General features: G+C 49.0%; 27 protein-coding genes. 13 read left to right on the top strand and 14 right to left on the bottom strand.

Features of this window, described 5'->3' with window-relative positions:
• The first annotated feature begins 132 nt into the window (after positions 1-132).
• Both ACYVAM_RS18610 and ACYVAM_RS18605 read left to right on the top strand, forming a co-directional pair.
• Complete coding sequence (locus ACYVAM_RS18610) at positions 133-681, top strand: NUDIX domain-containing protein (protein WP_461069724.1); 549 nt, start codon at positions 133-135, stop codon at positions 679-681.
• A 130-nt stretch (positions 682-811) separates the two neighbouring features.
• Positions 812-1450, top strand: a complete 639-nt coding sequence (locus ACYVAM_RS18605; protein WP_461069722.1) for a LysE family translocator — start codon at positions 812-814, stop codon at positions 1448-1450.
• A gap of 104 nt (positions 1451-1554) precedes the next feature.
• Here ACYVAM_RS18605 and ACYVAM_RS18600 read toward each other — a convergent pair whose 3' ends face one another.
• From ACYVAM_RS18600 to ACYVAM_RS18590, 3 genes are all read right to left on the bottom strand, one after another.
• The gene (locus ACYVAM_RS18600) at positions 1555-3096 is read right to left on the bottom strand and encodes a GH3 family acyl-acid amido synthetase (RefSeq protein ID WP_461069720.1); all 1542 of its coding nucleotides are present in this window, start codon (positions 3094-3096) and stop codon (positions 1555-1557) included.
• Positions 3097-3179: 83 nt separating this feature from the next.
• Positions 3180-3956 carry a 5'/3'-nucleotidase SurE gene (surE, locus tag ACYVAM_RS18595; RefSeq protein ID WP_461069718.1) on the bottom strand — a complete coding sequence of 259 codons (777 nt, stop codon included), beginning with the start codon at positions 3954-3956 and terminating at the stop codon, positions 3180-3182.
• Positions 3957-4125: 169 nt separating this feature from the next.
• Complete coding sequence (locus ACYVAM_RS18590) at positions 4126-4971, bottom strand: AraC family transcriptional regulator (protein ID WP_461069716.1); 846 nt, start codon at positions 4969-4971, stop codon at positions 4126-4128.
• Positions 4972-5127: 156 nt separating this feature from the next.
• Between ACYVAM_RS18590 and ACYVAM_RS18585 the strand changes: the two genes are divergently transcribed.
• Positions 5128-6105 (top strand): phytanoyl-CoA dioxygenase family protein, encoded by a 978-nt coding sequence (locus ACYVAM_RS18585; RefSeq protein WP_461069714.1) that lies wholly within the window; start codon positions 5128-5130, stop codon positions 6103-6105.
• Positions 6106-6147: 42 nt separating this feature from the next.
• On the opposite strand, the gene trhO is transcribed toward ACYVAM_RS18585, so the two are convergent.
• Positions 6148-7107 carry an oxygen-dependent tRNA uridine(34) hydroxylase TrhO gene (gene trhO / locus ACYVAM_RS18580; RefSeq protein WP_461069712.1) on the bottom strand — a complete coding sequence of 320 codons (960 nt, stop codon included), beginning with the start codon at positions 7105-7107 and terminating at the stop codon, positions 6148-6150.
• A 165-nt stretch (positions 7108-7272) separates the two neighbouring features.
• Between trhO and ACYVAM_RS18575 the strand changes: the two genes are divergently transcribed.
• The 3 genes from ACYVAM_RS18575 (at position 7273) to ACYVAM_RS18565 (ending at position 8950) form a co-directional block, all read left to right on the top strand.
• Positions 7273-7917, top strand: a complete 645-nt coding sequence (locus tag ACYVAM_RS18575; RefSeq protein WP_461069710.1) for a deoxynucleoside kinase — start codon at positions 7273-7275, stop codon at positions 7915-7917.
• Between the two features lie 100 nt (positions 7918-8017).
• Complete coding sequence (locus ACYVAM_RS18570) at positions 8018-8557, top strand: P-loop NTPase family protein (protein WP_461069708.1); 540 nt, start codon at positions 8018-8020, stop codon at positions 8555-8557.
• A 252-nt stretch (positions 8558-8809) separates the two neighbouring features.
• Positions 8810-8950 (top strand): hypothetical protein, encoded by a 141-nt coding sequence (locus ACYVAM_RS18565; protein WP_461069706.1) that lies wholly within the window; start codon positions 8810-8812, stop codon positions 8948-8950.
• Positions 8951-9199: 249 nt separating this feature from the next.
• Here ACYVAM_RS18565 and ACYVAM_RS18560 read toward each other — a convergent pair whose 3' ends face one another.
• Positions 9200-9415, bottom strand: coding sequence for a hypothetical protein (locus ACYVAM_RS18560; RefSeq protein ID WP_461069704.1), 216 nt, complete (start codon positions 9413-9415; stop codon positions 9200-9202).
• A gap of 108 nt (positions 9416-9523) precedes the next feature.
• Positions 9524-9841, bottom strand: a complete 318-nt coding sequence (locus ACYVAM_RS18555; RefSeq protein WP_461069702.1) for a LytTR family transcriptional regulator DNA-binding domain-containing protein — start codon at positions 9839-9841, stop codon at positions 9524-9526.
• A 250-nt stretch (positions 9842-10091) separates the two neighbouring features.
• Between ACYVAM_RS18555 and ACYVAM_RS18550 the strand changes: the two genes are divergently transcribed.
• A complete protein-coding gene (locus ACYVAM_RS18550; RefSeq protein ID WP_461069700.1) occupies positions 10092-11297 on the top strand; it encodes a DUF6371 domain-containing protein in 1206 nt (401 codons plus the stop codon).
• 171 nt (positions 11298-11468) lie between these two features.
• Entirely contained in the window at positions 11469-12134 is a 666-nt protein-coding gene (locus ACYVAM_RS18545) for an arginine-tRNA-protein transferase (RefSeq protein ID WP_461069698.1), read from the top strand.
• 122 nt (positions 12135-12256) lie between these two features.
• On the opposite strand, the gene ACYVAM_RS18540 is transcribed toward ACYVAM_RS18545, so the two are convergent.
• Positions 12257-13219: a helix-turn-helix transcriptional regulator gene (locus ACYVAM_RS18540; protein ID WP_461069696.1), complete on the bottom strand. Its 963-nt coding sequence runs from the start codon at positions 13217-13219 to the stop codon at positions 12257-12259.
• 91 nt (positions 13220-13310) lie between these two features.
• Between ACYVAM_RS18540 and ACYVAM_RS18535 the strand changes: the two genes are divergently transcribed.
• Positions 13311-14474, top strand: coding sequence for an FAD-dependent oxidoreductase (locus ACYVAM_RS18535; RefSeq protein WP_461069694.1), 1164 nt, complete (start codon positions 13311-13313; stop codon positions 14472-14474).
• Between the two features lie 242 nt (positions 14475-14716).
• On the opposite strand, the gene ACYVAM_RS18530 is transcribed toward ACYVAM_RS18535, so the two are convergent.
• Positions 14717-15748: a right-handed parallel beta-helix repeat-containing protein gene (locus ACYVAM_RS18530; RefSeq protein WP_461069692.1), complete on the bottom strand. Its 1032-nt coding sequence runs from the start codon at positions 15746-15748 to the stop codon at positions 14717-14719.
• Between the two features lie 110 nt (positions 15749-15858).
• Here ACYVAM_RS18530 and ACYVAM_RS18525 point away from each other — a divergent pair, with 110 nt between their 5' ends.
• A complete protein-coding gene (locus ACYVAM_RS18525) occupies positions 15859-17127 on the top strand; it encodes a hypothetical protein (protein ID WP_461069690.1) in 1269 nt (422 codons plus the stop codon).
• A gap of 183 nt (positions 17128-17310) precedes the next feature.
• On the opposite strand, the gene ppsA is transcribed toward ACYVAM_RS18525, so the two are convergent.
• Positions 17311-19962 carry a phosphoenolpyruvate synthase gene (gene ppsA, locus ACYVAM_RS18520; RefSeq protein WP_461069688.1) on the bottom strand — a complete coding sequence of 884 codons (2652 nt, stop codon included), beginning with the start codon at positions 19960-19962 and terminating at the stop codon, positions 17311-17313.
• A 16-nt stretch (positions 19963-19978) separates the two neighbouring features.
• Positions 19979-20368 (bottom strand): MarR family winged helix-turn-helix transcriptional regulator, encoded by a 390-nt coding sequence (locus ACYVAM_RS18515; protein WP_461069686.1) that lies wholly within the window; start codon positions 20366-20368, stop codon positions 19979-19981.
• 14 nt (positions 20369-20382) lie between these two features.
• Here ACYVAM_RS18515 and ACYVAM_RS18510 point away from each other — a divergent pair, with 14 nt between their 5' ends.
• Both ACYVAM_RS18510 and ACYVAM_RS18505 read left to right on the top strand, forming a co-directional pair.
• Positions 20383-20628, top strand: coding sequence for a hypothetical protein (locus tag ACYVAM_RS18510; protein ID WP_461069684.1), 246 nt, complete (start codon positions 20383-20385; stop codon positions 20626-20628).
• 31 nt (positions 20629-20659) lie between these two features.
• Positions 20660-21037, top strand: a complete 378-nt coding sequence (locus ACYVAM_RS18505; protein ID WP_461069682.1) for a VOC family protein — start codon at positions 20660-20662, stop codon at positions 21035-21037.
• A gap of 358 nt (positions 21038-21395) precedes the next feature.
• Here the strand turns inward: ACYVAM_RS18505 and ACYVAM_RS18500 are convergent, their stop codons facing one another.
• Both ACYVAM_RS18500 and ACYVAM_RS18495 read right to left on the bottom strand, forming a co-directional pair.
• The gene (locus ACYVAM_RS18500) at positions 21396-21524 is read right to left on the bottom strand and encodes a hypothetical protein (protein ID WP_461069680.1); all 129 of its coding nucleotides are present in this window, start codon (positions 21522-21524) and stop codon (positions 21396-21398) included.
• Positions 21525-21554: 30 nt separating this feature from the next.
• Positions 21555-21734: a hypothetical protein gene (locus tag ACYVAM_RS18495; RefSeq protein WP_461070837.1), complete on the bottom strand. Its 180-nt coding sequence runs from the start codon at positions 21732-21734 to the stop codon at positions 21555-21557.
• A 744-nt stretch (positions 21735-22478) separates the two neighbouring features.
• Between ACYVAM_RS18495 and ACYVAM_RS18490 the strand changes: the two genes are divergently transcribed.
• On the top strand, positions 22479-23219 hold the full coding sequence (locus ACYVAM_RS18490) for a response regulator (protein ID WP_461069678.1): 741 nt from the start codon (positions 22479-22481) through the stop codon (positions 23217-23219).
• A 266-nt stretch (positions 23220-23485) separates the two neighbouring features.
• Here the strand turns inward: ACYVAM_RS18490 and ACYVAM_RS18485 are convergent, their stop codons facing one another.
• Positions 23486-24385 (bottom strand): sugar phosphate isomerase/epimerase family protein, encoded by a 900-nt coding sequence (locus ACYVAM_RS18485; protein ID WP_461069676.1) that lies wholly within the window; start codon positions 24383-24385, stop codon positions 23486-23488.
• A 2-nt stretch (positions 24386-24387) separates the two neighbouring features.
• Positions 24388-26100 (bottom strand): GMC oxidoreductase, encoded by a 1713-nt coding sequence (locus ACYVAM_RS18480; protein ID WP_461069674.1) that lies wholly within the window; start codon positions 26098-26100, stop codon positions 24388-24390.
• Between the last annotated feature and the right edge of the window lie 30 nt (positions 26101-26130).

Raw genomic sequence — 26130 nt, 5'->3', positions numbered from 1 at the left:
ATAGCTTGTCATCGTGTATGGGGTAAAGGTGATAACTTAGCGGCATTATTGGGAAATCACGTGGCTGTTGAAGTTCAAAATTAGCCTGGGCCAACGGACATAACCCAAATCGAGAACCGTTTTAGCGTCTGTATGAATTCGACCGAAAACCCCTGGCAAACACTCAATTCGGCCATAACGTACGAGAATCCCTGGATGTCCATTCGGCATGAAGAGGTCGTTACACCTGCTGGTACGCCCGGCATTTATGGCGTTGTCAGCTTCAAAAACAAGGCCGTTGGTGTGATACCGATTGACGCCGAGGGCAACACTTACCTCGTTGGGCAATACCGCTACCCATTAAATGAGTATTCGTGGGAGATTCCGGAGGGTGGCTCGCCCCTGGGCACCGATCCGTTGGAGTCGGCCAGGCGCGAATTGAAGGAGGAAACAGGCCTGGAAGCCCAGAAATGGACGAAAGTGGCCCGCATCCATACGTCCAACTCAGCAACCGATGAGGAAGGATTCTTGTACATCGCCGAAGAACTCACGCAGGGCGATCATGCGCCCGAAGAAACGGAAGACTTACGCATCTGGAAATTGCCCCTTGCCGAAGCCGTTGAGATGGCCATGACGAGTCGAATCACGGACTCGCTCAGCGTGAGTGGTCTACTGATCGTTGCCCGGATGCGGGGAATTTAAACTTAGTTAGTGGTCTGTGGTTTGTAGTTTGTTGTTGCTGCCCCATCAAATCGGGATCGGGGCTGGTGCAGTGGGTAACGACAAACCATAAACGACAAACGACGAACAACCAACAAACTAAAATCTGCTTGTGTTTTTACCAATTCTTTTCGGTTTCCTGGTCGGCGTGGCGCTCTGCCTGACATTTGGAACGGTATTCTTTGCCCTGATCCAGAACAGTGTTGACAATGGATTTCGCTCGGGAATGAAAATTGTTCTGGGCGTTATCACCGGTGATACGCTCTTTGTGTTAGCGGCTCTGCTGGGCACCGCGTTCATTCCTAAAGTGCAGGGTTTTGAGAACTTCATGGCCATTGTCGGGGTGCTGTTCCTGGTGGCCATGGGCCTGGTCAACATCCTGAAGGGAACGCCCCGGCTGGCGTATCCTAAAACGAGTTTTGGCAATTTTGTCTACTACTTTACCACCGGCTTTTTCCTGAACGCGCTCAACCCCGTCAACTTTGTGTCGTGGGTAGCTATTGTTGCTTATATCCGGTCGCACCTGCATTATTCAGTCGGGCAGCAATATGGCTTTATGGCTGCCGCGCTGGTGGGCGTATTTGTGACCGAATCGGCGCTGGCCTACTACGCCAACCGACTCAAACGGCTCTTTACGCCCCGTGTCGTGTTAATTTTCAACCGCACAACGGGCGTTGTTTTCCTGATCGGTGCCGCCAACATTGCTTACACCCGACTGCTTGAGCCGCTATCAAAAGCGCTGAACTGGTGAAATTTTGAGTGAATCGTGATTGTGTGTGGTGTCAGTTTTAAGAAACTGACACCACACTAAAGAGGCCTGTGTCCCCACAAGCCTCGGAATAGAATCGTCAATCATCATTTCGTCAAAAACGCTTCCCACTCCGCAATCATGCCCTTTTTCAGCACGCGGGGGAACTTGTTCTGACCACCCATTTTACCCCGGGAGGCCATCCAGTCGTAGAAGGTTTGGGTAGGCAGTACCGTTACGCTGATGTCTTTCAGGGCGTGCCGACGTTCAACGGCATAGTCGTCGTTGAGTTCTTTCAGTTTGGCATCCAGACGGTCGCGGAGTTCGTTGGCGTCTACGGCGTCATTGGTGCCGATGTACCAATGGTGGGCAAATAGTGTATCGTGGGTAACGCCCGCTACGGTAAACTCCCGGATGGAAATACCCAGCTCGTCGGAAACCATTTCGATGGCCTTGTTCATGTTGTCGACCGACAGGTGTTCGCCACACAAACTCAGGAAGTGCTTGGTTCGGCCCGTAATGACAATTTCGGCCCGACTTTTATTGACAAACCGAATAGTGTCGCCAATGAGGTAGCGCCAGGTGCCGGAGCAGGTTGAGATCAGCAAGGCGTATTCTTTTCCCTCCTCCACATCGTCGATCATCAGGGTTTCGGGGGCTTCGATCAGTTCGCCGTCCGCTGAGAAGTTCTGCTCATTGAAGGGAATGAACTCGAAGAAGATCCCATTATTGAGCACCAACTGCATGCCCTCCGCATCGGGGTGGGTCTGGTAGGCGATGAAGCCTTCCGAAGCCAGATAGGTTTCTATATACGTGATCGGATGGGCCAGCAATTTTTCGAAACCCTGCCGATACGGTTCGAAGGAAACGCCCCCGTGGCAGAACACCATCAGGTTTGGCCAGATGTCGTGGATGGTTTTGACATTGTAGCGGGCGATGATTTTTTCCATCAGCAACTGAATCCAGGCCGGTACACCCACCACGTAGCCGATGTCCCATCCCGCAGCCTGTTCCGTTATTTCGTCCAGTTTATGCGCCCAGTCGCGCTCCTGAGCAATGTCGCGGCCGGGTTTGTAGAACCGCTCAAACCAGAGGGGTATTTTACTGGCGGTGATGCCGCTCAAGTCGCCTTCGTAATGCCCTTCCCGAACGCTTAGATCGGTGCTGCCGCCCAACATCAGACACCCTTTTTCGTACAGGGTGGAGGGGAGGTTCTGGTATTTTCCGAGGGTCAGAATCTGGCGGATACTGGTCCGCTGAATGGCTTTCGACATCGCCTTGGTAACCGGAATGTACTTGGTGGCGGCTTCTGATGTACCCGAACTGAGGGCAAAGTATTTCACTTTCCCCGGCCAGGTCACATTTGGTTCGCCCGCCAGCGTTTTTTTCCACCACGAATCGAACATTTTGTTGTAATCGTGAATGGGTACGTTCTGCTTGTATTTCTGATAGAACTCCCGTTCGGTGCCGAACTCGGCCGCCCGGAGTAAGTCATCAAATTGATAGGCTTCGCCAAAGGCGGTGAACTGCGCTTTTCGAATAAGCTTCCGGAAGACTTTGCGCTGCTGACGAAGCGCATTGAACTTCCGCAGTCGGACGACATTCGATAATCGAATCCCGTTTTTGAGCATACTACCTAGTAAAGCCATGTTTGTTAATGATGAATTATAAATAATAAATGATGAATAATAGCTAAGCCAGTCATTCATCATTTATTATTTATCATGTATAATTACAAATTCCATTCGTTCAACTTGTCCATCATCGTGTAGGCTGTCAGGTCATACTTACAGGGAACAATGGACGTATAATTTTGTGATAGCGCGTACTCGTCGGTGTCTTCGGCGTGGGTATCGAAGTTGACGAAATCACCGGCCAGCCAGAAATACCGGCGGCCGTGCGGGTCGCGTCGCTCATCGAAAACCTCCTGCCATTTGGCGTTGGCCTGACGGCAGATTCGAATGCCTTTCAGCGGCTCGGCGCTCCGGATCGGGAAGTTTACGTTCAGGGCCGTGCCGCGTTCTACACCCCGTTCCAGTACGTTTCGGGTAATGGTGAGAATGTGTTCGTGCGTGTGTGAAAAGTCGGGTTGCTGGGTAAAGTCGCCCAGGGAGAAGCCAATGGCTGGAATGCCTTCAATAGCGGCTTCAATGGCGGCCGACATCGTGCCTGAATATAAAACACTGATGGATGAGTTGCTGCCGTGATTGATACCACTAACGACCAGGTCAGGGGTCCGGTCTTTCAGTACGTGATTTTTTGCCAGTTTCACGCAGTCGGCGGGCGTGCCGGAACATTCGTAGGCGGGTATATCACCAAAAATATCGGATGGATACAGGCGAATGGGGTTCGCGATGGTGATTGCGTGTCCCATACCCGATTGGGGACTATTCGGTGCCACGACCACCACCGAACCGATTTGTTTCATTAAGTCAACGAGCGTGCGAATGCCGTGGGCGGTAATGCCGTCGTCGTTGGTAATAAGGATCAATGGTTTTTGTTCGGACATAAAAACTAGGTTGTCATGTGTCAATCGTCGATATCGGGTACTGGTCAGTAGCTTACAGGCGTTCACCGCTTTTTTGGCCATCGACGACTGACTTTTGTTGCCGCTAAACTACACAAATACGGCATAAGGACGGACGAAACTTAATGCCGGGGCTTTTTTGATACGGCTTTCAGGCCTGATGCCGTTTTTTGAACTGGAGCGGATTCTCGCCCGTAACCCGCCGAAAAATCCGGTTAAAGTAAGAGAGACTGTCAAAACCACACGCAAAGCAGGCTTCCGAAACGGTATTATCCAGTAGTAACAGTTTCTGAGCCTGATTGATCCGGTATTGATTCAAAAACTGCGTAAACGTGAGCCGGGTCATCCGCTTGAAATACCGACAGAAAGCCGCTTCCGTCAAGTTTGCCAAAGCGGCCACTTCGGTTATGGATAGATGGCGGGTATATTGTTCGGCAATGAACTGGTTGACCCGTTTGAGCCGCTGCTGCTCTTTCAGGTTGTAGGCGCTGGCCACGGCTTCTCCCTGCAGCGGAGCGCATTCGGTGCTGGTTGCCAGGAGCTGAAAAATGGTTAGAAGCTGCATCAGCCGCTCAAAAGGAGGGAGGTCAGCCAGTTGATTCAGCCGTTCGCCAACAACCTGTTTGGTATGACCATAAAAAGAAATGCCCGACCGGGCGCGGTCAAACAGCTTTGTAATGGCCACAAATTCGGGTGCTTGCAAAAACACGTCGCCCAGAAAGTTTTCCTTCAGTTGCACAACCACCTTTCTATGATCGGTTTTAACGCCATAATCGAAGTTGAGGTGAGGAATGTTAGGGCCAATGAAGACCAGATCACTTCCCTCGTAACGCGAGATATGATCACCAACGTGACGAGTTCCATTCGCGCCCTCGATATAAACGATTTCGTACTCGGGGTGGTAGTGCCACAGAAAAACATCGCTCAGGTGAGGAGTAAGCAACAGATGGAAGGAACTGTCGGTATCGGGGCTGATCTGCTCAAGAGCAACTTTCATAAATCAGACGATTTTGCTGCTAAATGACCTAAACTTGGGTGGAAGATAATCGTGAGAGCAATATAGTACAAAAAGTGGCTAGTATCGTCTTAACGTTCCACTCCCTGGATAGACTACTTTTGAGTCAACAAAAACACCTTAACAGCCTATTTTTCTATGGAAACGATGCAGCCCACAATGGCCCTACCCGGAATGCCCGCCAATGCGCACAAGGACATTCCCGGAAATCCTTCAACCGCTACAACCAGTAAAATCAAACTCAATGACCGGCCTAACCGGGAGCCGCTTCGGGTGTTATCCGAGGAAGATTGGGCTTTCTGGAAAGAAAACGGGTACATCGTTATCAAACAGGCGGTTCCCAAAAAAAACGCCGACCGGCTGGCCCGGTTTATCTGGACGTTTGAAGAAAAAGACCCCAACGATCCGGCAACCTGGTATACCCCGCCCCGTGCGGAAATGAAGATGAAAGAATTGACCAACAGTGGAATGGTCGAACTCTATAACCACCAGTTTGAATGGGATAACCGGCAATTCCAGCGGGTATACGATGCATTTGTCGATATATGGGGTACCGAAAAGCTATGGGTGACCATCGACCGGGCCAACCTGAATTTTCCGGTTCGGCCGGGGCATGAATTCAAGGGGTTTATTCACTGGGATTACGACCCTGAAACCCGGCCGCAGAACGTGCAGGGTGTCCTGGCGCTCGCCGATCAAACAGACGAGAACATGGGCGGTTTTCAGTGCCTGCCCGAACTCTACCGCACCTACGATACCTGGAAGCTTACCCAACCCGCCGACCGCGACCATTTCAAACCCGATACCACCGGATTCGAGTTCGTGAAAGTGAAAATGGAAGCGGGCGACCTGTTGATTTTTAACAGCACACAGCCTCACGGCATACGCCCCAATCTGTCGGCGGACAAGGTCCGTATTGCCCAGTATATTTCCATGATGCCCGCCGAAGAAGACAACGAAGCCCTGCGGCAGTGGCGCATTATGTCCTGGCGCGAGCGGCAGGCCCCCGAAGGATACGCCTTCCCGGGCGATCCGCGTAACTGGGAAAAGGAACGCGAGCAAACCGCTAACCTTTCGCCCCTGGGCCGAAAACTGCTGGGTTTGGATCGGTGGTAAGGAGTAGAGAGTGAAAGGGCCAGCCAGCTTTTGTTCGCTCTTTCACTCTTTCACCCGTTGTCCCTGTCGGCTTTTGTAGCCCTGAACGGGCGAGTAGCTTTGCGTTTGTTTGCCATAATAGCCCGTTCCGTCGTAGGGGCGAAGATTCGGGTCTTCTTTACAAGCATCGGTGCAGGTGCCGCCGTGTTCGGTACCGCAGTTTTCGCAGAGGGTCACGTGGTTATTGCAGACCGGGCTGGCGCAGTTGATCATCCGGCTGGTGGGAGTGCCGCAACGGTAACAGACCGATACGGTTACCGGGTTTATGTGGTTGACGGGTACCGTAACGCGGTTGTCGAAGACGTAACACTCGCCATCGAAATCTTCGCCACCTGTTTCCAGACCATACCGGATAATGCCGCCATGAAGCTGGTAGACATTCTCAAAACCCTGAGCCAGCAGGTAAGCCGATGCTTTTTCGCACTTGATACCGCCCGTGCAATAGGTGATTATTTTCTTATCTCTTAAGTGATCGAGTTCATGAACGTGGTCGGGGAGTTCGCGCAGGTTCTCCATGTCGAACGTGATGGCTCCCTTGAATTTACCGACTTCATGCTCATAATTTGACCGCATATCGACCAGTACGACATCGGGGTCATTTTTGAGCTGCCGGAATTCGTCCGGTTCCAGATGAATGCCCGTTTGCCGGCGTGGGTCAACGGGGAGGTCGGAGTGAACGATTTCGGCTTTTACCCGAACGTGCAGTTTTTGAAACGTATGCCCGTCACTTTCATCGACTTTAAAGGCAATACCGGAAAAACGCGGATCGGCCCGGAGTGTGTCCATGTACGCTTCGCAGTCGGCAGTCAGGCCAGACACTGTCCCATTCAGCCCTTCAGGTGCTACAATAACGCGCCCGAGCAGATTCAACTTAAGGCACAGCAGGTGATGCTCTTCGCGATAGTTGTCTGGATTTTCGATGGGCGAATAAATATAATAGAGCAGAACGCGGTATGGTTTCATAGGTACAGTACAGGCAAAAGACCGGGCTGCCGCAGCAGCAATCATGAAAAAAGGGGACTCAATCGTTTTCTATTACAAAATTAAACCCAATTTGCGAAAGTTCATTCGTTGCCGACCGGAAGCGAGAAATCCCTTTCTTTCCGTCGTTTTCTTTTCTTCTGTCTTATGCACATTGCCATTACAGGAAACATTGGGGCTGGCAAAACAACCCTGGCCGAGCAGTTAGCCGCGCATTATGGTTGGGAGGTTTTATACGAAGCCGTTGAGGGAAATCCCTATCTGGCTGATTTTTATAGTGATATGCCGCGGTGGGCGTTCAACCTGCAAGTCTACTTTCTGAACAGTCGATTCGCGCAAGTCAAACGAATTATTGACATACAGCAGGCCAACCAAACTAGCCAGGGGGAGCCGCATACCGTAGTCCAGGACCGGACGATTTATGAAGACGCGGCCATTTTTGCCCGAAATTTATACCAGAGCGGGGATATGTTAGCGCGTGATTTTGCGACCTATCAGGCGTTGTTCGCCAATATGACGAGCCTCATCCGTCCCCCGGATCTGATGATCTACCTGCGCGCCAGTCTACCAAAACTGCGTCAGCAAATTCAGAAGCGGGGCCGGTCCTTTGAGCAAGCCATCAGTGACGATTACCTCAATAACCTGAATCGGTTATACGAAGAGTTTGTCGCTTCTTACCAACTTGGGCCTTTGCTAACTGTCGAGGTAGATGCCATCGACTTCGCGAAAAATCCGGCTGACTTTACCCAAATTCTACGCCAGATCGAGGTGCAGTTAAGCAAAGAAGTGTAGAGATGCTGTAGCCAAACAGTCTATTCTGAGTGGATTGTTGCCGCCAGGTGGGTTGGTTAGGTTTAAGGTCAAATTGTCTGTTTTTAACAGAAGTTTATTCATGATCCCACTCTCCGAACTTGGAAAGCGCATATGCATTTTGGGCCCATCGAACAGCGGCAAATCGACACTTGCCAATGCCATTGGCCGAAAATGTAATTTCGAGGTCATTCATCTCGACCAACTCCATCATTTGCCAAATACAGATTGGCAGGTGCGTCCAACCGATGAATTTATTGCCTTACACGATGCTGCCATTGCTGGCGATCAATGGGTAATGGATGGCAACTACTCCATTTGCATGGCTCAGCGTTTTGAACGGGCTACCGGGCTGATTCTACTGGATGTTTCTACCTTAACGAGTTTACGGCGATACGTCAACAGAACCCTCTTTGAGTTGAGCCGATATGGAGGACTGGAAGGGAGCCAGGATAGCCTCAAGTGGATTATGATTCATCACATTATCGTCCGAACGCCGAACAATAGAACCCGATACGAGCGAATGTTTCAGGCGCTTAATTTTCCTAAAATTCGACTATCGTCCGTGCGCGAAATTAACCACTTCTATAAACGTTGTGGGCTGCAGCTGCATCCAGAATAGTTTTTGTCTACTATCTATGGCTTTATTAAAGACTAAATTAACTCATGCAGCTTGACTGATCTAAAAAAAACAGGCCGCTTCTAATGGGAAAAGCGACCTGTGGTGTGGAGAGCGGAAAAGAAGTATATACGATAGGTAGAGTAATATGGATTGCCTTTGGCAGATGAAAGACGCTATCTTTACGGCTTAACGCACCGCTGCGATGCACATATAATGGATACAAAGCCGCCTTTTTATCGACGTCCTGCCGTAATGGCTATTTTTACGGCCGTTCTGGTTATTGGTGCTTTTGCGCTGGCCAAATTTCACCTCATCTCTTTTGTGACGCAGGGAGTCGTGACGGCCATAGCCGTTGGCATTCAAGTGGCACTCTATCGGCAGAAAAAAGAATAAAGCACCCGGGTGACGTTGCGTTTACTCCAATGACCAGAGATGGCTGTTGTATCTGGACGTTACCATATGATGGTTTGGGAGTCTTAAGGTCAGCTTTAATCGGCTGACTTAACCCATTGATGTTCAGAGCCCGGCTACGCACAGCGTAGTACGGGCTTTTTTATATGGGCCGGTATATTCTTTCACACAGTATCCCTTATCGGTAATTCAGGCCGCGATTGAGCAAGGCAGCCACGAAAGTTATCGATTCTACCCAAAAATATTTTCAACTCCTCTATACAGTTCCAGTGCGTCGAGAACATGAATTTTCTGACGATTTGCTAGCCAAAGTACAGTATCTACAATCAGGTAAGCATCGTCATGCTGACGAACCATCTGCCATACCGCATACGCTTCGGTATAGTCGTGCCCTGTTTCGCTGGCAATGCTGGCAAGTAGGCCAATGTTGGCCCGGAGTGACTTCATAGCATGAGTGAAAAAGCACGAAATACCGTTTTTGAATTCATGGTTCACTGGCAACTCAATTCCGTTGAGCAAAAGAAGTAAAAAAGTAAAAGCACTAGTTAGCCCTGACTACTTATCTACTAAGGCCGACAACTGTTTTACATGCTTAAAAACGAGGCTCAGCCGCCGTCGGCCAACCGGGAGCCACTGGCCTGCCAGATGGACTTCGCCGACAGCCGCACTTAATCGGCGGCTTCCGTCCAGAAAGTCTGGGTTGATGGCATACGTTCGATGAATGCGAATGAAATCCGGATACTGTTCCAGGCAATTAGAAAGGGTACGGGAAAGAAGTAATTTTTTGCCATCCTGTAGATGGCAGAAGGTGTAGTTACCCTGGCCAGATAAATAGGTGACGGAATCGGGAATGGGGTAGAGCACTCGTTTCATGTAGTGGACAGTAAAGAAAGTGACTTGTTAACTCCCGAAAAATAGCGAATAGTTACAATATGATGTGCCCATTAAATAACTAATAGTCGTGTGAATCGTATAGTTTAGTTATCGGAAAACCAACTTCTGGTCATTGATTAAGTCAACAAATGCAGGTTAAATCCTGAAATCAGATCATTACCGGACAAGATTTCAGGAATACAGCTTGCCGACGGGGGAGAGGTAAAAACAATTACTTATTTTTACCCATATGGCCATGTCAACTTTTCGGTATCAGTTGCCCAAAAAAGCGATCAAGACCGACTGCCCCGATTGCGGACCGAAACATCGTCGGACGTTGAGCCGCTATATCGATACGTTTACCAACACACCACTGCCCGAACAATACGGGCGTTGCGACCGTGAAAGTAACTGCGGCTATCACCTCAATCCGTATAAGAAGGGCCCTTCGGGCCTGTCGTATCACGATGAAGTAAAAGCTCGCACCAACCCAGGACCCATTCCCAAAACCTGGTTTACCATAGCTGCCAAACAAAAACACAAAGGCGCATCGAAACACGAAATAATCACCAACCTAATACAGACTGAAAGCGCCACGCTCGAACAAGCTGAACGGGTAGCGGCTTTCCTTTTCGATAAACCCGGTGTTGAGCCTGTTAGAGCTGCGACTGGTTCGTTGGGCGACGTTTTTGCCATTCCCGACGAGGTGCTTAGGCAGTCGCTTGGGCATTATGAGCGCAATCAGTTTGCCTGGTTACTGCGTCGTCATTTTGGGCGTACTGTTGCCGATGAACTGGTAGACCGGTTCAACATTGGCACCTCGGGTCGTTGGCCGGGCGCGTGTGTGTTTTGGTATATCGATGAGTTCCAGCGCATACGGGGCGGTCAAATCAAATTATTCGATGAGACGTTCCACACCGTCACCTATGTAGTGAAAGATGGGGAAAAACGAAGCCGGACTACCTGGGTTCACTCGTCGTTTGCCAAACGCTGTACGGAGCAGAATATACCATATCCTGCCTGGCTCACGGCCTATCTGGACGAGCGCAACGACGTACAGAAGTCCCCCTGTTTGTTTGGACTTCCCCAGTTGCAAACGGCTCCGGCCGATCAGCCTGTGGCGATTGTTGAAGCGCCCAAAACGGCGGTTGTGGCGACCCCTTATTTTCCGGGCTTTGTTTGGTTGGCCGTAGGGGCATTATCGTACCTGAATGCCGAACGACTGGCTCCGGTGCGGGACCGAAAAATAGAGTTGTTTCCCGATCTCTCGAAAGATGGCAGCGCCTTTGACCGCTGGAACCGGGTTGCCGGTGAGTTACTGGCGCAGGGATTCAACATAACCGTCTCGACCTATCTGGAAGATAATGCCACCGAACCCGAACGAGCAGCCGGCGCTGACTTAGCTGATTTTCTGCTCGAACAATGGAATCAGTATCCGCCGGAAGGGGGAATATGATCATACGGTTTACATAAACAGGTCGTCGGGGCCTTAAAAAGAACCGTTGTGTGGAATTGATTTTTAACGCTGGCTGTAGTAGATAGAGAAAGAATGTATACTCACAGAAACAGCCGTTGGGTTCTTACCGCCTTTCACCGCCTATTTCGCTTATCAAAAGAACCAGGAAATATGAGAGGAACCAAGTTGGATTTGTACCTAAGCAAAGGGTATTTTAGGATGCAGCAGGAAGTGTTTACCTGCTATGCCGTGCTCTTTGAGGAGACCGTTTGCCCTGTACACTGGTTACGTATCGTGCTGGCGGATGTTCGCTATGGAAAGGAACAACTCAGGCTCTTTCGAATTAATGAAAATTTCTCCGTAACCATCAAGCCGTTGATAATTACGGATGAGATGGAAGCGCTCTATGCAACGTATAAAGGGGGAATAAATTTCGATGCGCCCGAATCGGTCGAGTCCTGCCTGCTGGATGGGTCAACCTATACTGTATTCGATACCTATGCGATTGAAATCCGGGATGAGAATACGCTGATTGCCGTTGGTATTTTTGATAATGGGGCGCAAAGTATTGCCGGGATTATGAATTTCTACCACCCCACTTATCGTCGGCACAGCCTGGGGAAATACCTCATGTTACTGAAAATCAACCATGCCCGGCTTCAGCAAAAAAACTATTACTATCCTGGTTATTTAGCGAGTAAGTACACCAAGTTCAACTACAAACTGTTCGCCTGCGAAGCCGCTACGGAAGTGTTCGACGCTTATCGGGATCAGTGGTATCCGTTTGCCTGGGAAACGGTTAACGTTCTGGCTGCCGAAATCCTGAGTGAGGGTTAATGGCTGTGTAGCCTTGCGGGTGTAGATTGTCGGCTTCCTGCCGCGTTTCCGTGGGTCAACAGGTTGGACTGCTATGGCAGTAATGCGTATCCAGTAAACGTATTAACCGTATGTTGACTCGCTTAGCGGGCTGAGTACTTCTTGGGCTTAATGCCATGATGATCCTCAAACACTCTTGAAAAATGGCTCAGGTTGGTGAACCCTAGTTGATAGCCCACCTCCGAGACGGTCAACTGCTTTACCTTCAGCAACTGGGCCGCTTCCTGCATCCTGGCTGACTGATAAAAGTCAAAAACGCCTTTGCCAAATGTCTGTTTAAAGAGTTTTCGCAGTTTGGGCTCGCTCATGCCAGCCTCTCTGGCCAGTAAGGCGATCGTTGGCGGCTCGTTCAAACGCGACTGTAAACGGTCTTTTATGGCGTAAATGGCTCTAATGTCCTCGATACGCATACCACTGGCTGGCACCGCTTCACGCGCCAGTAACAAGGTGAAGATATAATAAAGCAACTCCTCACATTTTAACTTGTAATACTGACTCGCTAAACTCTCGGGGACAGGTTGATGGACCATTTCACTGGCCGTTTTGATGATCTGAGGGGACACGTCGGTTTCATACACGAAATTGGCGCTGGCATCCAGAACGCTTCTTACCACGGGGTGGCTTAACTGCCCGAAAAGCTGACACAGATACTGTCGGGAAACTCCAATCGTCACACTGCCAAAGAGGGTATTTGACGGCATGGCCATGATGGAAGAAACAGCATGCATGCAGATGAATACATTCGCTTTTTCGAGGATTAAGGGCTCGTTGGGCCGGATGGACGAGGGAAAAATACCACTCAGCAGGAAAATGACATCATCCTGCCCTTCAGCCAGTTCATTGGTGCGCTCGATGAAAACATCCTCGTTGAGGTGATAATTTCGGATTAACATTCGCAGATCGTTTCCCCAGGAAAAGCCGGTAATGAATCCCGCCCCCTTGCTTTCGGGGATATAGATGAACCGTCCCTGAATGGTAGCACCTATCGCCCGGGCAAATTCAAACATGATACCCGATCCCTGTTTATCCGTAATTGATAATTTCATTTACGACTAGTTTAATATCATTTGCGGTTATTTTATCCTTAAATGTACGCATAGCTTTGCTGCCGAAAGATATTCATCAAGTTAAAAAGATATGGTCGTTAAGAATAAACGAGTAGCCATCATTGGCGGTGGTCCGGGTGGTTTAACACTCGCCCGGCTTTTGCAACGCAAAGGGGTCGATGTAAATGTTTATGAACGAGACCTTAACCGGACGGTTAGGGTTCAGGGTGGTACGTTAGACCTTCATGCGGAATCAGGTTTGGCAGCCTTGGACAAAGCGGGCTTGATGGATGCCTTCAAAGCAAACTACAGGCCTGATAATGACAGGCTTCGTATTGTTGATCAGCAGGCAACTGTTTTCTTTGACCAACACAACCAGGAGTCTACTGGCGGTTTCGGCGATGAATGGTTCAGGCCCGAAATTGACCGAGGCCCACTGCGAACGATTTTGTTGGATTCTTTACGGGCTGACACCGTGGTTTGGGACAGTCATATTGTTTCGCTCGAAAGAATTGACAACGCCTGGAAACTTGTATTTCAGAATGGGAAAACGGCTATGGCCGATATCGTCATCGGAGCAGACGGGGCTAATTCTAAAATTCGTCCATTCGTTACGCCACTCAAACCCTTTTATTCGGGCGTTACTATTTTAGAGAGAAATATTGCTGATGCTGCGAAGAATGCCCCTGTCATTCACGACTTAGTAAATGGGGGAAAAATTATGGCCTTTGGTGATTCGAAAACAATAAGCATAAGCGCCAAAGGCGATGGTAGTCTGGACCTTTACTTAGGTTGGAGGGAGAAGGCTAATTGGCTGGTGGACAGTGCTATTGACTTTAAAGACGGTGATCAAGTGCTGGCATGGTTTAAAAAAGAGTATGCTCAATGGGACAGCATTTGGCTCGAATTGTTTAAAGACGGAAAATCCTTTTTCACCCCCAGGCCATTGTACTGTATGCCTTTAGACCAATTCTGGGACGCACAACCACATATAACTTTACTGGGGGATGCCGCACACGCCATGCCACCCTATGCAGGGGAGGGGGTAAATATGGCCATGCTTGACGCACTACAATTAAGTGAATGTTTAACCAGCGACAAGTTTGCAGATTTAACATCGGCCATTGCTCATTATGAAAAACAAATGTTTGCCCGATTTACCGAAGTAGGCAAGGAAACAATGGACAATACCGACTGGATGCATTCTCCGGACGGGCTAACGAAGATTCTGGAAATGTTTACTGAATTTCAGTAGGTAAGCCATAAAGGATTGTTGGTTATATACTCCAACCTTTTATAAGCCAGCGTTTTATAAATTATCCCTATTGACCAGTGGTTGGCTGTCCGCTTAAATCAGCTAAATCCAAACGTAGTTGGCCCAGCCAGCGCGCAGTAAATTGACCAGTTGAAGTTTACCCCGCAAGATAGAGCAGGGTAAACTTTTCTCCGCCAAAATTGTGTAAAGCACTGGTTAACTAATTCTGAACTTCGAAAGGATTAGGGTTTAGGTGCTTTAAATATGCCCGCCTTCAGCTCATAGCCATCCGATTGCGGCAACGGATTCAGGTAGTCTACCGGTAAGCCATTGGTCTTTACCTCGCTTAACAAAATGGTGCCTGTTTTGCGAATATCCTTTTCAATCTGGTTTGTTGCGTCGGCATCAATGGCCCCTTTTGGGCTGAAAAAACCCATATAATGGGCGTTGCCTGCAATGACTGAGGTAGAGAACGTATAGGTTGGCGCCGTGTTCTCGGGTCTGAGCCAGAAATAAGCGCAATTCGTTACGATGTTATTGCGGAACAGGAAGTTGGGCTCATTGGGACCAAACCAAACCGCAGCCTCATAAGCCCCGGAAATGATCGAGTTGGTCAGCGCAAAATTGGTAATCGACTTAAAGAGCAGCAGCGCATTCTTGCAACCATAAAATATGGTGTGATCAACATGGGTTCCGCCACCGTGCGCCCAAATGGCCCCCTGGATAGGCGCCGAATTTTTTTCGCCAATGAAGTAGCACTGGCTGATATCCAACCCCTGTAACGTTTCGTCCTCTCGCGTAATGGGGTAATAATAACGAACCGTAGGATTGGCATTGCCTAACAACTTAAGCCCCTTAAAACGGACATTGTTTTTGGCTACCAAAAAGCCGATCGCATGGGCAAACTGCCTGGTGGAGTTGTCGGCAGAGACCGATTGAATGACGGGCATTTTCGTCGGCTGCCAATCGGGATCATCGGGCATGGTCATGGCCTCCAGACTATAGCGTACCGTATCGGTCGATGAACTGCGGGTTTTTAGTTCTAGAAGTTGCCCAAGCACATATAAGCCCGGATAGATTTTGATTCGTACGGGCTCCTTTCCTGTAAAGTCGTGGGCAAGGGCTACGGCTTTGTCTAAACTGGCCAGCGGGTCGGTCAGGGTGCCTTTAGCTTCGTCTTTCCCTCGTGTGGCATCGACATACAGCGTCTGGGCACTGAGCGGGAAAAAGAAGCATAGCCATAACGCAACGGTTAAAAATGGGTGCTTAATCATACTTTTTATGAGGATTTATGATGGAAAGAAGCAAACCTACCCTCTTCACTTAGTACCTTGCAAATCAATTGCCGATCAAGTTTTGCCAAGTTATATCACGCTGGTTCACAATGGTTTCTGATTCAACTGATTTGTTCCGATGTAAGCAGCTTATTGAACGGAAACTCGATTGGGGAGCGAGCGAATCCTGGTCAAGTGTCGATTTTGACAATCTCCAGCAACGGATTCTGGAAGAAACCGCCGTTTCGTTGAGTGTAAGTACACTCCGACGGATCTGGGGCCGGGTCGATTATCAGCATCTTCCCAGCAAGACAACCCTGGACACACTGGCCCAATTTGCGGGCTACCCCGAATGGCGGACGTTCGTCAAGGCGCAGGTAGCTGGTGATTTGCCGCCTATGCCTGTTGAGCAATTGCCGGTGGGGCCAGTTAAACCAGTCACCAATTGGGTGAAACTTGGCTGGATGGCGGGCCTTGTTATAGCGATTGTTCTGATCGGCACCGTTGCGTTTGATCAAAAACAACCTCAGTTGCATGCCGATCAGTACAGCTTTAGCAGTAAGCCCCTCACTCGTAATCTTCCGAACTCGGTCATCTTTACCTATAATTGCTCGGCATCACCTACCGATTCGGTTTATATTCAACAATCCTGGAACCCACGCTTGCGAACCCTGGTGGATAAAGACGGTCAAACGCATACATCCATCTATTATGAACCAGGCTTCTATTGGGCTAAGCTGCTCATTGGCAGGCAAATTGTAAAACAACACCCGTTGCTCATTCCGACCAATGGCTGGCTCGGTACCATTGCCACTAAACCAGTGCCCGTCTATCTGAAGTCATCTGAGTTTATTGGGCAGGATATGATGCGGCTACCCATTGCTGGGGTTCAGCAGAAAAACGTGCCTTTACAGCCTCAGGTCCCAATGGTTAAGTATTTCAATGTCGGTAATTTCGACCCTGTTCTGATAACCGACTTCTCGTTCAGCAGCGACGTGAAAAATGACTATGGCGAGGGAGCCGCTGCCTGTCAACAGACGTGGATCGAACTGATCACCGACGATATGCCGATCTCGATACCGCTTTCCACGAAAGGTTGTATCTCGGAGCTTACGCTACTGAATGGGACGTATATGATTTCTGGGAAAAAGACGGATTTATCTCGCTTCGGGGTCGACTTCTCCCATTGGATAAACGTATCCTGCAAGAGCGACGGGCACAAACTCCATTATTACATCAATGGCGAGTTAGCATACGAAGCTGTACTCCCTGAAAAGAAGGTACATATTGTAGGGATTGCTTATGGGTTTATGGGCACAGGGGCTGTAAAAAACATTAACTTACAAACTGGCGAAAAAAGAGTATTTCAAGACTTTTGATAAGGAGAGAGCCTGTCAATTCTAAATCCGGAGCAGTGTCTTGTCCGGACGAATGGCGATCAACCGAAAAAGGGTGATCATATCTACCGAAACAACCACATTTAGGGTTGACTCCATTCCTAATAATTTGTCTAATTGATAGAGTAACTCCCCGGTTAAACAAGGGGTAACCTATTGCGCTGTTTATAGGATTTCAACATACCCGTCGGTTCCATTGACGCGAATCCGTTGCCCGTCTTTGATCCGTTTGGTCGCATTCTCAACGCCAACAACGGCTGGTAAGCCATACTCGCGGGCGATCACAGCGCCATGGGTCATCAGTCCGCCAACTTCAGTGACCAGACCTTTTATGGATAAAAACAAGGGTGTCCAACTGGGATCGGTAAAGGTGGTGATTACTATATCTCCGTCTTCCACCGTGGAAGCGGCCGCTTCCACGCTCAAGATGACACGTGCCCGTCCCTCAACCACGCCGGAAGAAACAGCCAGACCGGCAATGGCTCCAGCCGGGAGATTTTCCCGATTATACTTACCCGTAATGATCTCACCGTCGGAGGTGATCACGCGTGGCGGAGTCAGCTTTTGATAAAGTTTATACTCCTCTTTACGTTGGCGGATGATCTGGTAATCCAGTTTATGGGAGCGTACCACTTCCTGAAGTTCGTCGAACGTAAGGTAGTAACTATCTTCTGTCGACTGAATGACACCCGCTTGTACCAGCTGTTCGGCTTCCCTCAGCAACGCCTGTTTGTACACGAAGTAGCGACTAACGATGTCGTATTTCGGATATTCGCGGTAACCACTGAAATTTCGCACAAGACTGATCATTTGCCTGGTCTCTTCGGCTTTCTGCTCACCGTCTGGTAGTTGCTTCAACCGAGCCAGCAATGCCTGTTCTTTTGTCAGCGCTTCCTGTCGGCCTTGCTCAACTTTTCGGGTGCTGGCATTGGGCTCAAGGTTTTTGAGGTTGCTGAGGATAACAGGGACAAGTGTAATCGGTTTTTCGCGCCAACGCGTTCTGGTAATATCGATTTCCCCAGCACATCGCATTCCGTATTTGCTTAGAAAAGCGTCGATGGCAGCTTTGGTTTCCTGCCCACCCTGAAGCTTTACCAACTCATCCAAAAAGCTATCGTCTTTTGCCTGTTGTAAATAGGCAATGACTTCTGGATAAGGACGAATTACATCGGCAACATCCAATAGCTCCAGGCCCATTTCCGACGTAATATTGTTCGGGACCGATTGAGAAAGTGCATCGGCTGCATTTTTCTCCCCCAGCCATTCGTTCATTTTCTCATTGATCCAGTGAGCAGCATTCATACCCGTCATGATCACACCGAAACTTTGTGAGTCGGCTTTGCTCCTTTTTAATTCCTGGATATCGTCCAGAATAAAGTCGAATAGATCCGATCCTGATTTTGTCTGGATAGTCTGTTTTAATTCGTTTCTCGACGATTCACTTCGCCTGATCAGATCCGAAACGATTGCCGGATCATAGTGATTGAGGGTTTGAAAATCCGCAGTAGATTTTCTTGTATCACCTTGGCCGGGATGCTGGTCCTGTTTGTCAGCCGACAACGAGTTGATAAAATTTTCTCGCTCGACAATGGTGGTCAATGCATCTTTCAGGAGCGGGTCGGATTTTCCCAGAACATCGATGATCATTTCTCTGCCCGCAGGCGAAGCCAGTTGTCGAGTAATATCCACAAACAACCGTCCACCGGCCGTGCGCATGCGTGCAGGCGTCATCAAAAGGTAAAAAGATAAGCCCAACGGCGTCATGGCATCGGTCATCATTTGCTGATGGCCGACCGATACATAGACCAGTGGGCCGTGTCCGGCATTTTCCGACTCATTCGTCTCCGGGATCGGGTACAAGGTCGTGATCGGCCGACTCTGAACGATAGACAACGTGTCATCAGCCAAACACCATTCGATGTCCTGGGGGCGACCGAAATGGGCCTCGATCTTTCTGCCCATGCGGGCGAGTTGTAAAATCTGCTCATCCGTCAGTGCCTGCCTGTTCTGCCGGATAGGCTCGATTGCCTGTTCATTGGTACCGCCCTCGTTTACCGCATAAATGGCCAGTTTCTTGGTGGATACCTTCTTCGCGATAATTTTGCCATTGCAGACACTGTAATTATCCGCATCCACAAGGCCGGAAACCAGGGCCTCGCCCAATCCGAAGCTGGCGTCGATGGAGAGTACTTTTCGATTCGATGTGACAGGATCGGCAGTGAACATAATGCCTGCTACATCCGGAAAAATCATTTTCTGGATAATAACAGACAAATAAACCTTTCGGTGGTCGAATTGGGCCGACGATGTGGTCTGTTGGAGTCGGTAGATGACTGCCCGTTCAGTAAATAGCGATGCCCAGCACTTGCTGGTATGGGCTAGGAGGGCCTCTTTTCCAATGATGTTCAGATACGTATCCTGCTGGCCTGCAAAGGAGGCCGTTGGCAAATCCTCCGCTGTGGCGCTGGATCGTACAGCATAGGCATTGTTTTCTCCAAGTCTGGCGAGGTGTTGGGTAATGGCTGACTGAATGTCTTCTGGGATGGTGATCCCTTCGATCACCCTGCGAAGCTTAGCGCTCACTTTATTGATTTTATCCCGCTCTTCGACCCTCAACAGCGACAACTGATCCAGTAATTCGTTGACCAACGGCGTTTCCTCAACGATTCGTTTAAAGGCCTGCGTAGAGATACAAAAACCATCTGGCACATGGATTCCGTCAATCCTGGTCAGTTCGCCCAAGTTGGCGCCCTTTCCGCCGACAAGCTTGAGTATTGTTTTGTCAATAGTTTGGAAGTCAACTATATATGGGGCCATGTTTTCACTTTTTTGATTATTTGTTGTTGAGTTTTCGGGTCGTTTCATTCATCAGGTCAATCGCTTTCGAAAAATAGATTTCAATGACGTTAATTTCCTCGTCTGAAAAGGAAGCAATGAGTTCTTCCGATTCCTTTCTGTAGTCTTTATAAAGCGGTGCTAGTAGGGCCATTATGGCTGGCGTATTTGGTTCAATGATAACCTTCCGTCTATCGTCTTCCGCAAATCGTCTTTTCACCAGTTTTTTCTTTTCAAACCGGTCTATCAAACCGGTAACTGCCCCTGTCGTCAGACCGGTTAGTGCGGACAGTTCACCGGCTGTCATTGACCCTTTTTGTATGAAGAACCCTAAATATTTATGATCAGTCCCGGAAAATCCTGCCTTTCGGGCAACGGCTTCATGCATCTGAATAGACGTGTATGCATATTGCTGGCTCAGTCTTCTTACTACGTCGTTCTTCATTTATCTTTGTTGGTAAGTATCTTAGTTGCAAAGATAATTATAACGTTGTAATTCACTCAACTGCTTTTGAAAAAACAGCAGCGGGAGTTATCAAAAAGATTGATCGAAAGAGTCAGTACACGGAAGCTGGTGAAGGAAATGATGATGCCGGTGCCAGCCAAATGATCGATCGGCTAGCGATTAAGCTTTTGGCTGACGAGTAGTTTATACAAGTACATTGTTTATAGTAGATACATGAAAAAAGTGACTGGAATAGGCGGCATCTTCTTTAAATGCGATGACCCGCAGAAAATGAAATACTGGTACTCCCGTAACCTGGGATTACCCATGGATGAGTTTGGGACTACGTTCAGGTGGCGTGATGCCGAAGACCCAAGCAAACAAGGGACAACCGTTTGGGGGGCGTTTGAAAAAGACACCAACTACTTTGAGCCGTCAAAAAAAGACTTCATGATCAATTACCGTGTCGAGCATATTGAAGAGCTGGTGGAGCAGCTAAAAAACGATGGCGTGACTGTACTTGATGAGATAGCCGTTTATGACTACGGGAAGTTTGTTCATATCCTTGATCCTGAAGGGAATAACATCGAGCTGTGGGAGAGTGTCGAGTAGTTCCTTGCAACTGCCCAGCCTTTGTAGCCTCCGACCGGATCGAGTATTTTTTGTGGGCCATCTACGTGGGTATCATCTGCCTTGTGCTTATGTTGAACTTTGTCATGCTACTGGCCCTGCGCGACTGAATTTACGTAAGCCCTAACAGTAGCTATTGCCGTACACTGGCTCGAAGTGCCGGGCCGTGAGACGTACGTGTGTCGGCACTAACCCTATAGATAAGGACTGGTAACGAGTGTGTTACTGCACGGACGAGCCGTCTCTTACTATTTTGTCGTAGTCTTCTACTTGATTATTTCCAGTCTCGATAATTTCAGTATAACCGATCCGAGCGCCGGTTTTGTACCCGAAGAGGACACTACTTTCGCCAATTGCCAACGCCCGTGCAGATAGCGGGTGACCGGTCGTCCGGCATCAAAACCCTCGTTGCCTCTCTGGCAAATAGCAGGCTGAACATCCGTAAAACCAAGCTTACAAGGTTTTTCATGGTTGTAAAATTAATACCTGATTCCAGTGATTATATGGAGGTTGCCATTCTAGTTTTGGCCCCAGGGTTGTGCTCCTGCAATGCATACCAGCCATTATAGTTTTCCTTCCAACCCCAGTTCATGTGAAAAAAAGCGTGAGCATAAGAGTTACAACTTAATGTTTCACAGCTGAATCCACTGTAGTTGTTTTCTTGAACACCATCCGCAATCCAACTGTGATAGTCATTGAAGCAGGGTGGACAGGTAGAGTATCAATATAATTAGCGGTAGTGCGCTTTTGGCCTAAGCATGCTTGTTTATTTAGTTAAACTATGCCTATTCTCCTTTCATGTAAATATATTTTATAGATAAATCCTTAATATGAGACCTTTTAGTAACCAATTTGATAAAAAATGAATTTATATTTAGCCCTGTCTACTTAAGAAACGCATTGTCAAAACGAGTGCCCCCATATTCGGTGTGTTTTCTTGCCGACTTTAACAAGTATATTACTACCCAGACAGGAGAGGGATATAACCAAAAGTGTATTCTCTAATAAAAGCTTCAGTGAAATAACTTTTGGGGTTAGGTAAAGAAACGGGGGAGTCGCTAAAAAGGATACGAACCATAGGTTTATTTTACTTTTATGGAAATCCCTATTCAAACCGTTCAGATAACGGAGTTTGCTGAAATTACCCATAGCCTACGGACCCTACTATTTTTTACCCCCCTTCTTAATCAACAAGGTCGTTTAGTAGATTTACGATTACACGCCAGGGAGCAAACTTTTACTCAAACAGGCAAGCCAGATAACGTAAACGCATACCTGTCTGACTGGATGGCGCCCCAGGTAATTCCTTCTCTGAACGCGCTCTGGTGCTCGCGGGAAAAAGGCATTACCTGTAGGCTCAGCAGTCTAACCACTCATAATCTACCCTAGATTTTTGAATAAATAAACTTATCCGTGCCTGTATATGCCGACAAACATTCTACTGATTGAAGATGAAGAGCCAATTCGAAAGAACTTGGTGGAAATTTTAAGCCTCAAAGGCTACCAAGTTGTTGCTGTAGCTGATGGCTTAAAAGGCGTCAGTTTAGCCAAACAACAACCGCCGGATTTAATCCTTTGTGATATTATGATGCCCCACCTGAGCGGGTACCACGTATTAGAGCTCATTCGCACGCATGAATCCTTAATGTTTATTCCCTTTATTTTTTTAACCGCCAAGTCGGATATGGTTGACTTGCGCCGGGGGATGGACCTGGGGGCCGATGACTATCTAACCAAGCCATTCAAAACAAAAGATTTGCTGGCGGCCATTGAGAGTCGTCTGAAACGACATCAACAAAAGCCCACCCGTCAACCATCACCCGTTTGGCTTCAGACAATCCAGGCGCACGGAGAGGGGGGAAGTAGGATTCTAAATGTAGCCGATTGTCTTTGCTTTTATGTGCACAATAGAGCCTACCTGGTATGCCACCCGTTAGGAACCTTTCACATTGACTTAACTTTGACTGATTTAGCTGCTAAACTCGATTCAATGCAATTTTTCAGGGCTAGTCGCCAGGCTATTATTCATCGCAGAAGCATCCAGAAATACGCCTATTGGCAACAGGGAAAATATTGTTTATCCCTGGTGAATGAAGCGATGTGTAAGGAAATCATTATACCTAAAGCTCGATTTAGGCAACTAAAAAAATGGCTAGCCAACTAGATGCTTCACACCACCTCCTTACCCGTTAAGACAACCATTTATGATTTCACAAAAGCCGTGCAGGAGCCTCCGCCTGATACCGTGTTACAGCTTGTTTGAAACACATGTACAGACGTAATGCAAACATCGTCCAACAATCTAGTAGTTACAGCGAGTCGCATCAGCCAAATTCATCTTACGCATCTAATTTTATTGACGCCTTCAATCGGTAAACGGAATGGGAAATAGGCTACTTACCCTCAACTCAGTTGTTGGCGAAAATTTGTTTAAAAATACGTCTGAATTGCTTTGGCGTAATCAGCGAAGGCAAGCTCTGGCTCTGGAAGGTCAGGATGCCACATTTTTTCCCATTCAAAACTGTAATAGCCAGCATAGTGGTTACCTTTCAGCACGTCGATCGCTTCCCGGAGGGGAGTTTCACCTTTCCCCAAAAACGTGAGCTGCGGCTTGCCATCGACAATTTTTCCGTCTTTGACATGGGTATGACGAATGTATTTTTTCAGCGCCTGATACACCTCTTTTGGCGTCTCCTTAGTTACCGACCACATATTAAAGATGTCCCAGATCATGCCTACGTTCGGATGCTCGGCCTGTTTCAGAATCCGCAGCAGCACATCTTTTCCGACTACTTCGCCGTGCGATTCAAGCAGCACCGTTACATTCGCCTTTTTGGCGTAATTCCCCAGGTCGAGCAAGCCTTCTCCGATTAGGTTTAGCGTCTGCTCACGGTCCTGGTCCTTGGGAAGATCATTCGGGAACACCCGGACATACGGGCACGATAACTCATGGGCCAGATCGATAAACCGCCGGGCTTCGGCCAGGTTTTTCTCCCGCTTCACCGGATCAAGGTAATGCAGGGCCGTCGAGGCTCCCAGGTTACAGATTTTTACGTTGTGGGCAGCAAACTGCTGTTTGGTCGCTGCCAGCCGGGCCGGGGTGCTGAATTCTGGGCAATTGGGCAAGAAAAGTTCTCCCTGCAACCCCCGAATTTCGATGGCCTCGTACCCATCGGATGCAGCTGTCGTCAGGATTTGTGCCAGCGGCCATTTAGGGCATCCCAGGGTGGAGAATGACAGGCGTGGTTTTGCCCCTTTCACTGAAAAGCCCATTGCCGACGTTCCGGCCAGGGCAAGCGTTGTTTTAAGGAAGGTTCGACGGGGTATCATGGCTATATAGTATGTGCTTTCAGTTGTTTTACGGCGTAGTCAGCCGCCCGGGCCGTTAGGGCCATGTACGTTAGAGAAGGGTTTTGCGTAGAGGTCGAGGTCATGCAGGCGCCATCGGTAATGAACACATTTGGGCAGCTATGCAGCTGGTTCCAGCGATTGAGCATTGACGTTTTAGGGTCTTTCCCCATCCGTACCCCACCCATCTCATGATTTTCGTTGCCGGGAGTACGTTGGGTGTCTAGTTTACGGATGTTCGTAAAGCCCGCTTCGGTATACATTTCGGATAACTGATCGAAGAAGTCGTTCAACATGTTCGTGTCGTTGTCGTCGTAGGCTACCGAAATACGCAGTTGGGGAATCCCATACGGATCAGTTAGCGTAGGGTCAAGTCGAACCCGGCTCGCTTCTTTGGGAATGGTTTCTCCCATCATGCTGGCTCCCACGTTCCAGTTTCCGTAGTTCGTTTGCAGCAGTTGTTCTTTCAGGCTGACGCCTAACTCCTCGGTGTGCGGCACCGTACCGCGCCCCGCCGAGAAGGCTACGGCATAGCCCCGTAGAAAATCGGTTTCCTGCCGGTGCAGGTTTCTGAACCGGGGCATGTAGCACGCATTAGGCCGGACTCCATCGGTCTTAAATTCCTGAAAACCATCGTACTCCGCACTAATCCGTCCTCGGTAGCTATGAAACGCTACGTATTTGCCCAGCACGTTGTAGTCGTTGCCCAGCCCGTCCGGGAAGCGGTTTGACCTTGAATTGAGCAGGATCAAATTCGTGTTCATCGTCGACGCGTTCAGGAAAATAATCCGGGCATAATACTCAGTCATCTGGTGCGTCTGCGTATCAACTACCCGCACGCCGATTGCCCGTTTTCGCGATTCATTGTAGATCACTGAATGGACTACCGAGTGGGGCCGTAACGTCATGCGCCCGGTGCGGGCCGCCCAGGGGAAGGTCGATGCGTTGCTGCTGAAATAGCCACCGTAGGGGCACCCCCGATCGCATAGATTCCGATGCTGACACTTCGCTCTACCCTGCTGATAATGAATGGGCTTCGGTTGAGTCAGGTGGGCAACACGTCCGATAATGACCGGTCGGTCAGCATATCGGCTGCGCATCTTGTTCTGAAAATAGGACTCTACGCAACTCATCTCGTGGGGCGGTAGAAACTCGCCGTCGGGCAGTTGGGGCAGGCCATCCCGATTCCCCGACACGCCGATAAAGCGTTCGACGTAACTATACCAGGGCGCAATGTCTTTATAGCGAATGGGCCAGTCGACGGCGTAGTCATCGCGGGCTGGGCCGCTGAAATCAAAGTCACTCCATCGCTGTGTCATACGCCCCCACAGTAACGAACGGCCACCTACCTGATACGCTTTGATCCAGTCGTAGGGTTGTTCCTGTACATACGGCTGTTCAGCATCTTTAGTAAAAAAGTGAGCCGTGTCTTCCCGAAATGCGTAATTCTTACTGGCAATCGAATACTCTTTACGAACCGCCAGGGGCACCTGTCCGCGGTGTTCGAGTTCCCAGGGCTGTGCCATCGTGGTTGGGTAATCCACAATGTGCTTGACGTCCCGGCCCCGCTCCAGCACCAGCGTCCGTAACCCCCGGCCGGTCAGTTCCTTGGCTGCCCACCCTCCGCTAATACCCGTACCGACCACGATGGCGTCGAAGGTTCGCTCTTTTATCGTATCAATTGCCAGATAAGTCATCTTAGTTGCCTTGCCGGGTTATAGTTTGCA

This window comes from Spirosoma horti (assembly GCF_054776595.1).
Note: the sequence above shows the minus strand (reverse complement) of the source record. Positions and strands in the feature narration are given on the sequence as shown.